Annotated in this window: 17 protein-coding genes; all 17 read right to left on the reverse strand. The window is 37.0% G+C overall.

All coding sequences use genetic code 11. From position 1 onward, the window contains the following. Positions 1-204 precede the first annotated feature (204 nt). Positions 205-687, reverse strand: coding sequence for a hypothetical protein (locus V3595_RS20310; RefSeq protein WP_137017287.1), 483 nt, complete (start codon positions 685-687; stop codon positions 205-207). 311 nt (positions 688-998) lie between these two features. Continuing rightward, entirely contained in the window at positions 999-1841 is an 843-nt protein-coding gene (locus V3595_RS20315) for a conjugal transfer protein TrbL family protein (protein ID WP_440439994.1), read from the reverse strand. A 13-nt stretch (positions 1842-1854) separates the two neighbouring features. Next, positions 1855-2346, reverse strand: coding sequence for a hypothetical protein (locus tag V3595_RS20320; RefSeq protein WP_137017290.1), 492 nt, complete (start codon positions 2344-2346; stop codon positions 1855-1857). A 1-nt stretch (position 2347) separates the two neighbouring features. After that, a complete protein-coding gene (locus tag V3595_RS20325; protein ID WP_485909084.1) occupies positions 2348-3937 on the reverse strand; it encodes a VirD4-like conjugal transfer protein, CD1115 family in 1590 nt (529 codons plus the stop codon). A 1-nt stretch (position 3938) separates the two neighbouring features. Beyond that, entirely contained in the window at positions 3939-4373 is a 435-nt protein-coding gene (locus tag V3595_RS20330; RefSeq protein ID WP_485909086.1) for a hypothetical protein, read from the reverse strand. A gap of 62 nt (positions 4374-4435) precedes the next feature. Continuing rightward, complete coding sequence (locus V3595_RS20335) at positions 4436-5032, reverse strand: hypothetical protein (protein ID WP_485909088.1); 597 nt, start codon at positions 5030-5032, stop codon at positions 4436-4438. Between the two features lie 11 nt (positions 5033-5043). Next, positions 5044-6096: a bifunctional lytic transglycosylase/C40 family peptidase gene (locus tag V3595_RS20340; RefSeq protein WP_485909090.1), complete on the reverse strand. Its 1053-nt coding sequence runs from the start codon at positions 6094-6096 to the stop codon at positions 5044-5046. Next, positions 6097-7449 carry a type VII secretion protein EssB/YukC gene (locus V3595_RS20345; protein WP_485909092.1) on the reverse strand — a complete coding sequence of 451 codons (1353 nt, stop codon included), beginning with the start codon at positions 7447-7449 and terminating at the stop codon, positions 6097-6099. A gap of 14 nt (positions 7450-7463) precedes the next feature. Then, the gene (locus tag V3595_RS20350) at positions 7464-9437 is read right to left on the reverse strand and encodes a VirB4 family type IV secretion system protein (RefSeq protein WP_485909094.1); all 1974 of its coding nucleotides are present in this window, start codon (positions 9435-9437) and stop codon (positions 7464-7466) included. Between the two features lie 22 nt (positions 9438-9459). Continuing rightward, on the reverse strand, positions 9460-10119 hold the full coding sequence (gene trsD / locus V3595_RS20355) for a TrsD/TraD family conjugative transfer protein (RefSeq protein WP_485909096.1): 660 nt from the start codon (positions 10117-10119) through the stop codon (positions 9460-9462). Next, positions 10112-10510, reverse strand: coding sequence for a hypothetical protein (locus V3595_RS20360; RefSeq protein WP_137017301.1), 399 nt, complete (start codon positions 10508-10510; stop codon positions 10112-10114). The genes trsD and V3595_RS20360 overlap by 8 nt, the downstream gene beginning before the upstream one ends. Positions 10511-10524: 14 nt before the next feature. After that, the gene (locus V3595_RS20365; protein WP_241665080.1) at positions 10525-10854 is read right to left on the reverse strand and encodes a CagC family type IV secretion system protein; all 330 of its coding nucleotides are present in this window, start codon (positions 10852-10854) and stop codon (positions 10525-10527) included. An 11-nt stretch (positions 10855-10865) separates the two neighbouring features. Then, complete coding sequence (locus V3595_RS20370) at positions 10866-11987, reverse strand: hypothetical protein (RefSeq protein WP_485909099.1); 1122 nt, start codon at positions 11985-11987, stop codon at positions 10866-10868. Between the two features lie 133 nt (positions 11988-12120). Next, entirely contained in the window at positions 12121-12522 is a 402-nt protein-coding gene (locus V3595_RS20375; RefSeq protein ID WP_485909101.1) for a transposase, read from the reverse strand. 383 nt (positions 12523-12905) lie between these two features. Beyond that, a complete protein-coding gene (locus V3595_RS20380; RefSeq protein ID WP_477577272.1) occupies positions 12906-13049 on the reverse strand; it encodes a hypothetical protein in 144 nt (47 codons plus the stop codon). Positions 13050-13494: 445 nt separating this feature from the next. Then, positions 13495-13968, reverse strand: coding sequence for a hypothetical protein (locus tag V3595_RS20385; RefSeq protein ID WP_137017306.1), 474 nt, complete (start codon positions 13966-13968; stop codon positions 13495-13497). 57 nt (positions 13969-14025) lie between these two features. Further along, positions 14026-15276: a ParM/StbA family protein gene (locus tag V3595_RS20390; RefSeq protein WP_063596936.1), complete on the reverse strand. Its 1251-nt coding sequence runs from the start codon at positions 15274-15276 to the stop codon at positions 14026-14028. Positions 15277-15530 lie beyond the last annotated feature (254 nt).

Here is a 15530-nt window from a genome sequence, read left to right on the forward strand (position 1 = left end):
ATTGAGTTTTTGCCCAACATATGAAGCAGTCTGATAAAACTGATGTTGCAAAATGGATTGCTATTCTAATAGTTGAACTTACAGAATCCCGTTTAATTATCTAGTGGTGATAGGAGTGCCCTAACATATTTCAGATTATGAAATGGTATTAACCCCCTCCCTTACAAGGAGAATGCTTAATCACCCTAGCAATGACAATAATTTTTAATTTAGTTCTTCTTTTTTCGCCTGGATCATTTCTTTGATTTTATCTCTAAACCTCTCATTCGTGAAAATATCCTGTGTGGTTGTCATGTGTCGTTTGGCATGTCTGGAGAAGTTCGTCGCTGCCAACCACTGACCACAATAAGGACATGGTAGCTGTGCGTCTACTTGCCATTGTGTCGTTACGAATCTATTTGTATTTGAACGACTTCTTTTCGCAACCTTATTGACTACCTTTGTATTCGTATCGACTACATCATCATTCATTTTGTATTCGTCTGTGATTGCTAGTTCACTGGATACACTTTCATTCCCTGTCATTTCACGTTCTACTAGCAGACAAACCGCTTCACTGATAGATAAATTCAGTTCGTCACAGTAACCTTTGAAATCCCCGTACAAGCTTTCTGGAATGCGTGCGGTTAATACCTCGGTCTTTTCTCTTCTTCTCCGATTACGTGCGAATTGTTCCAAGTATGTCATCCCATTCCCTCCTAAATTCACTTATTGATTTATTCGGTACACATCCCGCTACCTCCTTCAACTCATTCTGTATACAATTCGAATCACAATCAAATCACTTTGAAACATTTTTATTAGGTCACCTTGTATACTTGTATAATAGATTGAAATATATATTCTATCGAGGTTATTCCTGAAATAACTAAGATGTAAACCTCACTATAGTAACTGATAAATTTGTCTCCTGGAATCTATGATGATTGTTCTTTATGACGCTCATACCGAGTAGTTTTTTTGTGCAAAATAAAAACGACATTTAAGTCGCCTTTTATCTATCTTTTTAATAAAAATCTCCTAGCAGCAAGTTTTGTTGTCCCACCCATAGCCCCCATCATGCCTCTGCCCGACCCAGATGAATACCACATGTTTCTAAGGACCGAAGGACTCTTAATCAAGAGAATACAGCATCCCATGAGTAATAGAAAATTAAGAAATGTAAGGTTTTCATTGATTAATATACTTAAAGCTATTACAAATAAAAAGATTTTGGAAAGAATCGTAACGATCAAACTTAGTAATTCACGCCACCAAACTCCTAAATATTCATTATCATCCGCAATAACCGACACACATGCCAAAGGGCTTAATAAATATAAGAACATCACATCCGCGTGGAATATCGCTACTGAAAATAAGAATGCAATAAACGCTATTGCAAAGACAGCTAATAATATAAGAAGTGCTGCCCCTTGGAAATGAAGTGCCTCAAAGTTGTTTGGTGCTAACATGTTTTCTATTTTTTCCTTACTAACCTTACTTCCTTCCCCAATCATCCAGTTTCCCATATTATAAGCAACTTCTTCTAATAAGATTTTCTGAACAAAAGGCATCGCTGGAATCAGTAGGGCGCTTTTTAACGTATTTACAATCACAGGTCCGTACGCAACGGCATCTCCTGCCGCATTCCTTGACATAACCTCTATAATTTTATATAAAATGATCGTTACAGCTATTGTTGAGGTTAGGGCAAGCAAAAGATTATTGACCGATGAAAGGAACTCTACTTCAGCGTTTTGCTTCAGTAACAGATCATTACACATTAAAAGTGCCCATTCAATAAAATCCTCTAGCATTCCCTGAATGGCTTCTACAATCTTTTCCTTAAAATCAAACAAATTGACTCACCTCTTATTCAGGATCCTGAACGGCTACGATTTTCCAAACTTCTTCCTGTTTATCTAAGGTGATCAATTTGTGATCAAAACCACTGCGCTCTATATCAAAAGTGAATATTTTCTTTTCTTGGTCAAGTGAAACATCTTTCATTTCTGTATTATGTGTAAATAATATATTAGATTTTGTTTCTCCATTACTAAGATCGTCAGCTTTATTAAGCGTCAAAAGATAAAGTAACCTCTTTTGATCCTCCTTTGATAAATCTTTTGAGATAGCAGCAATATTTTTTTCTTTTAAGTTCTTCCAAGCGATTATATTTGCTTCATCCCTTGTTTTTGCTTCAGCCACCTTCTCTTGATCCTCAAATGAAGTTAACACACTGTTTATCACTGATGTCGCCTTTTCTTGCTCAACCTTCGGATCAAAGCTTTCAGCACCTCCATTACATGCAGCCAGTAATAGAAGTAAAATGAATGATGGTATTAACAAAGGTACTTTTTTCAACTTAAGATCCCCCTTTTTTTGATGGATTGGTACTAGAAGTATCATTCATTTGAGAAAAGAAGCTCATGGCCAGTTCCTCTTGTCTTTCAGCCTCTTTTTCAGCTTTTACGACCTGTTTCTCATACATTTCAACGTCCGCTTTTTCTAATGTTTCTTGCCGTTCCGTTGATCTAAAATACTCATCATATTCCTCTCTTTTCCCTTCAAGCCAATCCAACACCTCTTGAGATGGTTTATTCTGATAACTTAATTGGCTTACACGTAATGAGCTCGTTACATTTGGAAACAGGACATATTGATAGGCTTTTTTAACCCTTGTTGGGTGTTTTCCAGTGATGATTACGATAGCGTCATCTTTATGCATCGTTAAAATTTCATCAACATTCATCAAGTTGCGTGCTGAATAAGAAAAGCTTGAGGAAGAAGACGAACTGGATGATTGTCCTTTTGATTTTGAAATTGAACCAGTTTCCATTTTTGCGGTGGTTTTCCCCATTAACCCTGAAAAGTATTTAGCGGTCGTTTCATTGACATTCCCTAAACAGATTTTTGTTCCACAGTTCCCTAAAATGGATTCTGCTTGTTCCCGGCCATACTTCTCTTGCAATTGAGTGATGCTTTGAACGATGGTAAGTACGCCAATGCCGTAGCCCCGGCAGGTTGCCAAGAATTTTTCATAGTCGGGAAACTTCCCTAAGTTCGGAAATTCATCCAAAATAAAAATCACTGGTTGAGGCAGCTTTGCTCTGTTTTGAGCCCCTACTTTATATAACTCCTGAAACATTTGGTTGAAAAATAAATTAATTAATCCTTCCCATGTAGAATCCATAACGGGAATAATCACATATAAGGCCATTTTCCTTTTTCCCACATCGCCTAAAAAGAAGTCGGAAAAGCTTGTAAATCGAGAGACCGAACTTGAAGTAAAGTCACCTATCGTCGTAAGTAAAGAAATAATAATATTCGCTCGCGTCTTTTCTTGGGATTTTTTAAATCCTAACTCATAAGCCCTTCTAGCTGGATGTGATTTGTCCATTCTTAAAAACTGTCCATCTAGCTCACTTGCTCCGTCTTTACTTGCTTCTGGGTCAAATTCCTGTAAGAAATCTAACAAACCCGTCATGTTACGTTGTTCGGGTGGTAATTCATGAACGGCGTATAAGATAAGTGCTTTTAACAAACTAAATTGGGCATTGTACCAAAAATCTTTTCGTTTCGGGTCATTTTTAGAAGCTATAATGGCATTCGCTACCGTGGAAGCTTGTATTTCCTCTCTAACGTAATCGAAGGGATTATATCGATCTGAGTATCCCATTTCTGAAAAATTCACCACATGGACTTCATAGCCTTGTCTACGTTTGACTTCGGAAGTTAGTTCATAGACCTCGCCTTTTGGATCCGTTACCACTAAGGAACATTCTTTTTCATGTAACACATTAGGCACAACATACCCTTGCGTTTTGGATGAGCCAGGGCCCCCGACTACAAAGTGGTTTCGGTTTGGAAGATTCGAATCCGTTGGCTGCACAATCACTGAATGGTTTAAAACGCCTGCTATGATCCCATTATTTTTCATATAATCGGAAGCCATGTCATTTTTCCCCTTTCGAATCTAGCATACTCGCATCAAGATCCTGCATAAGCTGTTTGGCTGGAACCTCCGCCGTCTCACCATGCGTAAATATTTCGTGCTTTTGAGCAAATCTACTTGAACCATGAACACCGTATTTATCTGCTAATTCATATCTACCCTTGCCGCCATTCGTAAAAAAGACCATAAAGACGGCTAATACGATTACAGCTGCACTACCAATGAAGAAAAGTGGATTCTTCTTTTCAATCATGCTGGTGGATGTTCCAATAGGGTTCATGAGGTTTTCTGTTACAAAGTCCATAAACGGGGCACTGGATATGTTGGCTTTATGTGCCGCAAGAAACGGAAGGATCCCCGCTATGTTGATCACAATCAGTTCAAATATGGCTAATAAAAAGGCCATTAACAACAGGCGTATTCCCATCACTTTCAAAAGGATCCACTCCTTTTTGATTACTTTCAATCTCTACAAATCCGGCAAAACACTCGATACACTCAGTTCTCTTCAAAAGGTTCGAAGGACCCCATTAACTCTAATTTATCAACGAGCCTTTTCTCTCCATCCAAAGCGATCGTGACCTCATATAGTTGATTTTTCCTAGGGAATGCACTGCCACCTACCGAGTATTGTGTTTCCATCTTTACAAGCGCTTTTGCTTGGTCCTTTTCAACAGCACTTAGATAAACATGTAAAGACTTCACTTCATTTTTGAATTCAATTTCCATACTGCCCATTTCTCCTGAAGCCTTCAATTTTGAAATAACGGACTCTGCTAACCGATCCTTGACCTGATCAAAACGTGAAGCATAATTTTTGTTATCGTAATTAAATAGTCCTCTAAAAGTTTCGTCTACAAAGCATTTAACCTCTTCACTATGTTCAATTTCATAATAGGTTACATTCCGTTGAAAGGTATTCAGTTCCTTGTCTTTTGCATTCACTTTACTTTTCAACTGAATCATCTGTTTTTGGGTTTCGATATTTTGATCCTCTGCTTGAGTCATCATGGTCTTTTGACCAACATACATAAATCCTAAAAACATATTCGCTAGGATGGATAGTCCTAACAATGTAGCGAAAAATTTATTCATGATGTTTCCTCCTAATGGGACACTCTACCAAAACCAGCTAAATGAGATTTCCAGTAAGGCGAATGTATGTCATGGATTCCAATACCCGAACCGTTAGAATCAAACATTTTGCCATCTCCTATGTAAATCCCGATATGTGTGATATATTTGTTGGTCTCATAAGTTCTAGTAAAATAGATAAAATCACCTGGTCTTGCTTCAGATGGCGGGATTTTCGACGACACATCATATTGTTCTTGAGCAGTTCGTGGTAGCTTTATCCCCACTTTAGCAAATATCCATTGTGTAAATCCTGAACAATCAAATCCTCTATGGGGATCTGAACCTCCCCATACATATGGCCAGCCTACATATTTATTCGCTTCTGTGATAATCGCATTAAATGCTTGTTCCCCCAAGGGGGAAACATCTTCATTCCCGACAGCAATTCCCGTCGGCATTAGATTTCCCATCACTTTCTCCACATACGTATAGTCTCCATAGCAGTAAGGTGCCCTCCAATCCGAACAACTCCATCCTTGTTTTTCAGTTTGGGCCAATGAGAATTGTTGGGCTAATTCAACTGAATGTTTTTTTCCGTTTGAAGAAATAAAACTCAGGTAACCAGAACCGAAATTGTATGACTGAACAATAGCTGGAAAATCCACCCCGTTCTTTTGTCCATCCTCTAACACCGATTTAAAATGTTGAACCCCTAAATTCACGGACATTACCGGGTTTTGAATGGCGTTTGGCGGTAACCCGACAGATTCAGAACTTTGCATAATATCCAAGGTTTGTGAGTTTCCTATTTCCTGATACATGAGGGCCAGTAGAAAATCTGTGTATTCCGGTATTCCGTACTTCGTCGTATATTCATGAAGCAGGCCCTTCCATTGTTCAATATGCGGTGGAACATTAGCCGTTCCAAATGGCGAGTTAATATATCCCTTTGGCTCCTCTTGAGATTGAGTTCCGAGTAATAAGCCCGCCATTAATATTAAGGAGAATACGACGCCTATCGTAATTTCCTTCCAGTACCGGACGACAAAAACGGTTCCCTTCACAGCGACTGTTACGGACACTTAATTAAAACCCAATTTCTTATCAAGTTTATCAAGTTCCGTTTTATATGTTGTGAGCTCCTTATTCTTTGGATCAAGCTGTTCCTTAATATCTTTTGATTTCACGTCTTTCTTTTTTTTGAGATTCTTTATTTGTTGTTCTAATTGAGCCACTTGGTTTTGCAATTCCTTTTTTCTGATCGTAACCGTTAATTCTTTGTTTTTTAACCTCTTATTGAGATCGTTGGCATCTGTTAGATCCCCGTGTTCAGCAAAGGCTTGTCCGATTCGAAGTTGTTGGTCCTCATCCTTTGTAAAAGCCTGCATCGATAACAAAACACTGTAATCATAGCTTACTATTTTCTTTTCGATGTCCAGATAGTCACTTTCGGCTTCTAATTCTAGTATTTTTTCCTTTTTATTCGCTTTATATAAGGCTTCCACACTAGGCTTTATCAAGTTATCGTCTGCCTCTATTGCCTTTTGATATTCACCTTTTTCAAAGTAAAGATTCGCAAACTCTTTTTTTGAACCACCCGTTTTCTTCAGCAAGGAAAGGGCATCATCATATTTGTCTTCACTTAATAGTTTATAAAATGTTGATTTTTGTTCAGCTTTTTCAAGTTCTGTTGCATAAACCGTTTCAGCTTCCTTGACTGCCATTTGTTGAAGAAAAAGAGCCAAAGTAAAGACTGCAGCAAAGATTCCGATAGAAATTCCTGTCAGGATCCTTTTTTGCTTTTTGATTTTTTGTTTTTCCGCTTCTAATCCGAAAAAATGCAGCGTTTCCGCCTCCTGAAGTTTACTCGCAATCAGCTCTTTCAAATCCTCAACGGAGCCAGCATTTTCAATCCGGAAGAAAAATTCATCTTTTTCCTTTTTAAGCAGATTTTCTTTTTCCCGTTTATACTTTTCATAGGAAAAACGGGAAAACATAGATAGGGTTAGAATTTTGTATTGTTCTAGTTTTTCAATATGGCCTTCAAAGGGCAACCATTGATTGCTTCTGTATAGAAACTTTAGTTTTTTCATATCTTTAAAGAAAATATTTCTTGGGTGGATCAGCACTCTCCCCTTAAAATTGTGTAAAGGATCCAATTCTAGCAACTGATTTAATAAAGCAAGCCGTAATACGATTGAATATGATTTTGCTATTTGAAGAGGTTGGTAACCTTCCTCCATTTCATAATCAAGAATCAAGCGATCGTTTTCTTTTTTTATATCTTTTAGGGTAAAGAAATACGGATGTTCTTTCTGAAGTTCTGTAAGGTCCTCTACCCGTTCAGCCAACACCTTATTTGTCGCAATTTCTAAACGATAGTGCCTATTTTTAAGGATGAATAACGTTCCGAGTTCAAATAATTGGATTTTCACTGTTGTCTCCCCCTTTACAGAACAAAATTTCGAACTTCTTCTTTTTCAATGGGAGTCATTTCATTCCTTCCCTCATAATCAGGGATTTCATTAGGATCTAAACCATATTTTTCAAGGTACCGTTTTTTATTCCAAAGACGTAGCTCTTCTTGCGTGAGCTCAACCCGAATAAATGCACGTTGAGACCCGTAAACAATTAATGCCTCTCCCTGACGTTTCGCTCGTAATAAGGAAATCTCTTCATCAGAGAATGATAGATTAATTTTTTTAACCACATCTTCAACACCCTTATTATCCAGTCCAAAAAATATTTTTGTATGACTATTTTCAATCATAGCTGCCCCTAGGTTATCCTCAGTATCAAGCACATCGATTATTTGTTGCGTGCCTGCGATAGCGCCGGCATTATACTTCCTAAATCGTTTATAAGCTTGATAAAAGAATCTCATCGAATCCGGGTTCTTTGATAAGAAATGGAATTCATCAATAAATAGGTACACCAATTCCTCGTTTGTTTTCGTCACTTCATCCCATAGGAAACCAAAGATATTAAAGTAACAAGCAGCCTGCACATCCACTTCATTTTGTAGGGATTTTAGATTAAAAGAGAATAGAGAGTTATTGATATTCACGTTCGTATGGCCATTAAATAACGAGTTAGATCCATGAACATAACTTTCCAGGATAAAATAAAAATCCTGTATTTTTTCATAGCGTTCTAAATCATTTGTCTTCAATGTACCTAAATCGTCATAAAAGTCCTCGAGAATTGGGAAGTCCTTAGCCATTAAACTTGTAAAATTGCTCTCTTCATTAATGGAAAAACGATTGTAAAGGTTGATCAGTGTCTTATCTAAAATACTAGATTCAACTTGGGATAAGTCAGCTTTTAAAACTTTGAAAAAGGCCTTAAGACGTTGAACCTTTTGTTTAACAAGGTCCCTTATGAATTCCGAATCATCATTAAAATCTTCGGTGTCCGTAATTCTTGTAGAGAATATCTCCAAAGGGTTGATTTTCGTTGAACTATTACTACTGAGATGAACAACTTCACCTCCAAGGATTTTCACAATATGCGAGTACTCATTTTCTGGATCAATGATATATATCTTGATTCCCATGGCGTAGCAGCGAAGAATCTTTTGAACCATAAAGGTAGATTTTCCAACACCTGATGTCCCAATGACCACCATATTTTGATTTAATGTACGTTGTGTATCCAAATAGTCTATCGCAACCAACGAATTGGTTGTCTTATTGATCCCTTCCACCTGAGCCGTCGGGGATAAATAGCAAATCTCTGAATCATCAAACGGAAAGAAAGAAGAGGCCGCTTCACTGTTGCACATCTGATAGGTATAATCCTTTAATTGATTATCCCCTAAAGGCAGAGCCGACCAGAATGCCATCGGTGTTGCGTAATGAGGGTTTAAAGCTTTCATTCTTAGTTTCGTTAAAATCCTCTGGACATTGTCTTCTAAGGTCTTCAGATCTTCTAAGGATGCAGCTTGTATGAAGATGTATGTATACAGATACATAAAGGTAGAACGGTTTGATAATACCTGATTTAGTTGATATTTTGCGCTTTCCAGTTCGGATTGCAACCTGATGCGAGTGGCTGGATCTCTTGTTTTTAATAGTTCCGCATCTTTATTTTTAATAGAGTCATTGTAATAGCTAATCATGCCTTCTGAATTGGACGGTTCTAGGTACTGGACAAAGGATATGTTTCCTTTTAACCGCTTCAGATCCGATAGCCAGTTCCCTTTTTGTTCTTTAGGATAAGCAACGACAGCCAGCACCTTAATAAAGTTGCCACCACTTTCGATATAATTCTTATTTTCCTTCCAGACAAAAGGATAAATGGAATTAAGTTCTTCGGTCTCTAACATCCCATGTAAAATGTCTTCGGGACTTTGTTTCACCTGTTCGTCCTGCTTATTTTCACGTTTTATTAAAGAAAATAAAGTAGCTAAAGAAAAAGGCATTTGACTTGCTCCTTTCCACTGGTTATCCGTATAGTTTTGACATTTCAAAATCAAAGGATCTGTATAGCAACGATAACGTATTTTTCTCAGACAATTTTCTAATCGTTATATCGTACGTTTCAAAAATGGATCGCAGGGAGTTTGTCATTTCCTCCACCTTTTTTGTTAGAATAGTTTCAGCACGTTCTAAATCTTGGAACGTACGTTTATTCATTTTCTCCCTAATGACAACAAAATGTTGTTTTGTCGACATTTCATCTTTCATCCTTATCCCTTGGAAGTGATCGATGTAAGATGTGATTAGGGTTCGCTTGTATTCATTACCTGTGTTTTCCATATCCTCTAGTTCATGCAAATAGCGTTTTTTCCAACCTAAGTTATAGGAACGGAAATCCACTGGAACCGTCATCGATATGGTTTGTAATTGATCATGGACTTGACTCATTAAGAATGAACCGTAATCTTCAAATAAACGATTCTGTTCATACTCCGCCAACAAATCTAGGTTGATACCACTCACTTGCAGAATGGACGTCAGATAACCATTTTTCAAAAGGACATAGTCTTTGTATATCCCTTCTATAATACTTATGTCTTGAATTGTCGATTCTCCTTTTTTTATAAGGGTTTCTACTTCATAGTCAAATTCTTTCCTATCCATTTTCTTATTATGATTAGCCACGGAAATCATCCCTTTTATTCGATTTCATAAAGAACATCTTCTGTCTATTGTTGTAATGAATAATTCGTTTTAAATAGCTACTATATGTGATATTGGGCCGAGAAGATATGGGCCGTAAAACAGCAAAGGTTAAGGAGCCTAACAGCAAAAGAGCCATAAAGAACAATTTAACCATCATAAATCCTAATGAATAAGGGGGAATGAACAAGATAATGGCGGAAATAACGACCGCCGGTAATATATATCTAAAGAAATTCATTAATGATAAGCCTTTAACAATGTTATATGATCGATCGACATTATCAGGGAAAACAAACGTTTTCCCCTTGCGACTGTCTTTTTCTCCAAGTAACTCTTTGAGAGCCTCTCTAAGCTCTTCTTTTGCCGTCATCTAGTTCACCTCAATTAAGCGAATAACGCGTACATCCACGGAACAAGCCATACGATTGCGGCTGCTAAGCCTACCCCTGCCAAAGCCATTCCTACTCCACGAAACATTTCGTTTTTAGTATGCGGATCATCCACGCCTGGTAGTTTTTTAATGATGATCCAGATGGAGACGCAGATGCCGACGGTAACAACAAGCCCCGTTAACAATGTTTGAACTTGTTTCAGTCCCTCTTTGATTTTTGCTGATACATTTGCTGCTGCAGATGCTTGCTCTGGGGCGATATATAAAAGTAAAAGAATTGCAGCAAACATCAGTAAGAGTTGTAATTTTTTTAACGAAGTCATATATTTCCTCCTTAGTCGTTTCCCCTAATTTCTTTGAATTGAATATCGGTTTCCACCTCTTTTACCTGTATTTCTTTCAGCTTTTCTAATTGAATATGATTATTTAAGCTTCCCAACTGTTTCTCGGCCTCTTTCTCAGAGAAGTAAGGGGAAACTTTCTTCACTTTGCCACTGCCACTCAATTTCCCAATATACGAGCCAACTTGATTTGAAATCACCTCAAAATCATGTTGTTTCTCTTGGCTTTCTTTATTTACTTCCATGCCATAAAAGGCAAGGAAACCTTCTGCAATAGAACGGCTATCCATGATAACTTCATCAAACATTACTTTCATTCCGGGGTTATCTCTTACTCTTTCCATCCATTTTTCTGCAATGTCAGGCAACCAGACGTCTCGTTCTTTTTGATTCTCTACTAATGATAGCCTTGTCCCTTGACCATCATTTGAAATATTTTGGATTGTAACAGTCTTTCCTAAAAGATCTGAAGGAATAAAATACTCTTCTATTGCCCTACGAAGAGATTGTTTTCTAAGTTTAGGATCATTTTTAAGTTCCTCTTTTACAATAGAAGAGCGTGCTTGTTCGATATTTTCATAAGTTGTTAGGGTTTTATAAGATATTGCTAACTTTAGCCGAAGTTGTTTATTGTCATGGAGGGAGAATGCTTTTCCATCTTCCTCAAGGAAGAATGAGTGCATTCTAAACTTTTCGAATTGGGAGGTTCCGAGTGTTTTTTGAAGCAGGTCCTCTTTGGTTGGAAATACTGGTGTGACGATGTGCGCTTCCTTAGATTCTTGTTTATAGACCCCGAAGTATGCATCTTTATCCTTCAGGATGACAAAAACACTTTTTTCCTTATCGACTGGGAATGTTTCAATAGAATTCCCTTTTATTTCAAATAACTGAGGGTGATGTTCCTTTATCATGGCGTAATATAGCTCATACTCAACCTCTGTCTTCTCTTTGGTTGACCAAGAAGTGAAATCTTGTTTCATACTCTTCTTTTCCTGGTTCATGAGACTTGTCCTATCTAAACTTTTTTGTTTAGCCTGTTCAATCATTTGTAGAATAGAGTCAGCAATCGTAAGCATGGAATCGTTGACCGATCTTTCAATCGAATCATTTCTCATAACAAGATCATCTCCTAACTGGCTCGAAATGATTTTACTGAATGAAACAACTTAGCGTACTAGGAAAAGGGACTTTCAATAACATTAATTCACCCAAAACATGTGAAAAATTGTAAAAATCATTCTCCTCACTTTAATTCTGAATGGGCTTGTTTACATCCATATTCCGCTGAACCATTATATCCAGTTGCGTACCCTCGGTTGCGATAAAATACTTTTGGTCCGATGGGCTACCTTTGTCATTTAATTTAGTTTCTGAAAACGCCTTATACAAGAACCGTGCTGCCCCCCCTTTAAGAGCTTTCATGATTTTGGGTATATAATGAGTGGTCTTACAATGGATGATTAAATTCACTCTGCACTCCCTGATATCCATGTCCACTATTTTAAATTCATGACGGGACGATACGGATTGAAAATATTTTTTAATAAAAGTCTTTTCCTCATCTTTTAGGGACCTGAAATGTTTTGTGAAAAAGGTAATATGATAGTGCAAGAAACTCACGTGATATTTGTTTATCTGTATCTCATACACAAACAATTTTCCCTCCCCACTAAAAAGGATGCTATTTCAATACCTTTGACGTCTCTCTTGCTTGTATTTTACCAGCGATATTCCTTTTATTGATTAAATCAGCCAAAAAAATACAAAAAATGAACCTATTGATGGGATTCGTAGTCATATAACCCTAACTTTTCTGGTTAGTATTCTAGAGACTTTAGTCTTGTTATTATCCTTTTTACTAATCCTTGATCTATTCTTTTCTGGCTAGATCAACCGCTAGATTCTGATTTCAATTAAGTTTTTTAAGTTCATAACGGTAAAAACCTTCTTTTAAGAAGAAAGAAAACAAAAATACGCGGCTGTATTATTCTCAAGGAATAATACAGCCGCGTATTTTTGTTGTTTTATTATCGTTATTGTTCCATCATCTTAACGTCTTCCAAATGTTTTGGAACATATTCATTAAATTGGTTAAATAAATAATTAAGGTAGGAGTTTAGTTCAAATCGATCTTCCTGAATAAAATTGACAAATGGGGTTTTATCTTCTTCTTCCATCTTTTCCTCCCCTTTACTTTATCTTTAATATCATCCAGAACCTTAAGCACACACCAATTTGAAGTTCATTGCATTTTCCGTTTAGAAATAGTAATTTTTTAATGAATCATCATTTTTATAAATGTAGTATTGGCCCTGCCTACGCCAAGATAACATCGCCTGTTTTTATTATAAAAGAAAACGCTTACATTTCCCAGCGCTACTGTAATACAAATTTTGACAAAACCTTCGAATATAAAATGTACGTCCTGTTTGAGAACTTTGTATAAAGATCCAGCCACTCGATGGAACCCCCTATATATAAAATTTCCAGTTAAAAAGGGCTCTTTCCATTTGATCTGGGTGTAAAATTAACAAAAAAAGAGACTGATTCAAATTAGTCGTTATTCAACGACCTTTTGAATCAGCCTCTTACATATATCTGAGCTCTATTTTTAAAAGTGTTTTATCCCTTTAAATTGGTCATCTTCCCCAACTTCAATAGTTTAGAAAGGGCTTCGTTTGATTGACCCTTACCTTCCTTAGCATCTTCTTCATGATTCACAGGCGCTTCAGATGGAACGATTGGTGAGGAAGCTGGCTTACTTTTCTGGGTTACCGGCTGCACCATTTGCTGGGCAAGCGCCGTCCCTTCGGGATTCCCTACAATTAAAGAAACGATATTATAAAGAATCCTTTGCCCTTCCTCCGTTTTCAAAAGTGCTAATTGATCATTCGCAAAGGTGTCTAGTGGAAGGTAAATACCTTGTTCTTTATAAGATCCATTCCGAACCTTTAATCCATCTTCAATAAGCGCGCTAATAAGTTCATTTCTGCTTTTAAAGCTGTCTACCAACTCATTAAATTCATTAGCCCATTTTATCGAGGTTTTTGGGGTATATTGAATTCCCCTACCTGGAGTGATTTTTCTATTGGACAACGTTACCACCACCTTGTATCACAACTAAAAGAAGATGCTGCTCCCACTCTTGAATTTTTATGCTTCAATTGATTGCTTTTCAATTTCAGCAATAATATTTTTCAAGAGATATGCCTTACTTGTAAAGAAACTGGCTTGATCGATATTCGGAGGAAATAAACAATCTTCATCTTTAAGTTCCGCTAGGTATTGATAAGCGAAGAGAAGCCCTCCCCCGACGATAATCATTTGCCCAACGTTTGTATCAACAAAATACCGGATGACTTTATCTTTCACTTCTTCGGCATATTGTTTTGTATATTTTTCTACAATCTTGGTGATATCTGCTGTTTTGGACTGCCATGTCGCTTTAAAGACAGGAGAATATTTAGGTTTTTTAACCATTTTATCGATTTCCGGCTTGATGAACTTCCTCATGAATTCTTCACGTGTAAACGAAATCTTAGGAGTTTTATTCACCCTTTCAAAACGAGCCCTTATGCTGTCGAATTCCTTTAGTTCAGCTGCTTCTTTCATGATTAAATCAATATATTTATTTGTACCTATCAGATGGTTTGTAGATTTAGTTGAGTTTAAACCATTTTCATCATAAAGAGCTAAATCCAATGTACCAGCTCCCAAATCAGCTATGGCAAACTCATCATGGATTTGTGATGAAAATTCAGTTTCCACCACTTCCCCATCCACTAAATCAAAGGCCAATGCTAAGTAGCTCGTTACGCCTTCTACATTAAGCTGAACATCCGTAATGTTAATGGTTATGGTTTTGCCTTTATAAGGCCCTTTTATTGCTGTAATTTCATGCTCACCCATATATAAGTTGATTTTTTCCGAAGACGCCTGTTTGGCCTCTTCTATTGGAAGCCCAAAACTCAATGGAACGTCTACCTTATTGGTCTTACCCGATTTCCAAGCAGCTAAGGCTAATCCCGCTAAAGTTGTTACAACATGGATTTCATTCCCTAATTTATCTCTTGCATCACTGCTGGTTTCTCTTAAATTATTTTTGTCATTCGTTGAAATTTGAGCATATTCCCCTACTGTATAATAAGCATTTGTTCTATTCTTTGGTAAGGCTTTACTTTTAATATGTAAATGAAGGATCATATCATCAGGAAAAGATTTATCTGCGCTTTCATCTGGCATATCTTCGGCAGTCGTTTCCGCGTTTTCCCCGATAATACTCGCGATATTTAATGAAACAACATTTCCATTTTGATCGATATACGTAATTTTATTAGAAATGTTCCCGCTATCCACTCCTGCAATTAAATAATCCTCTTTAAATAAAAAATCAAGTTTTGTCATGGTCTTCCTCCTTCGGACTAATCTAGTTTAGTCTACTTACTATCCAATATATAGAGATTCCCTGTTAAAGTCAATGAAAAACTAGCGCTAAATTGACGTTAACGATATTTCAGCGCTGATTTAATATCGTTAAACTAGCGATATCCCGCCGCTTAACACACACCTTTTTGCTCAGTCGGTTTGTTTTAACTATATATTTGACGGTAATTTGACATTATCGGTCATTTAATTCTTTTAATCACGAGAGAATTAAT

It is taken from the genome of Bacillus sp. CFBP9009 (genome assembly GCF_036541465.1).
In the GTDB taxonomy this organism is placed as follows: Bacteria; Bacillota; Bacilli; order Bacillales; family DSM-1321; genus Peribacillus.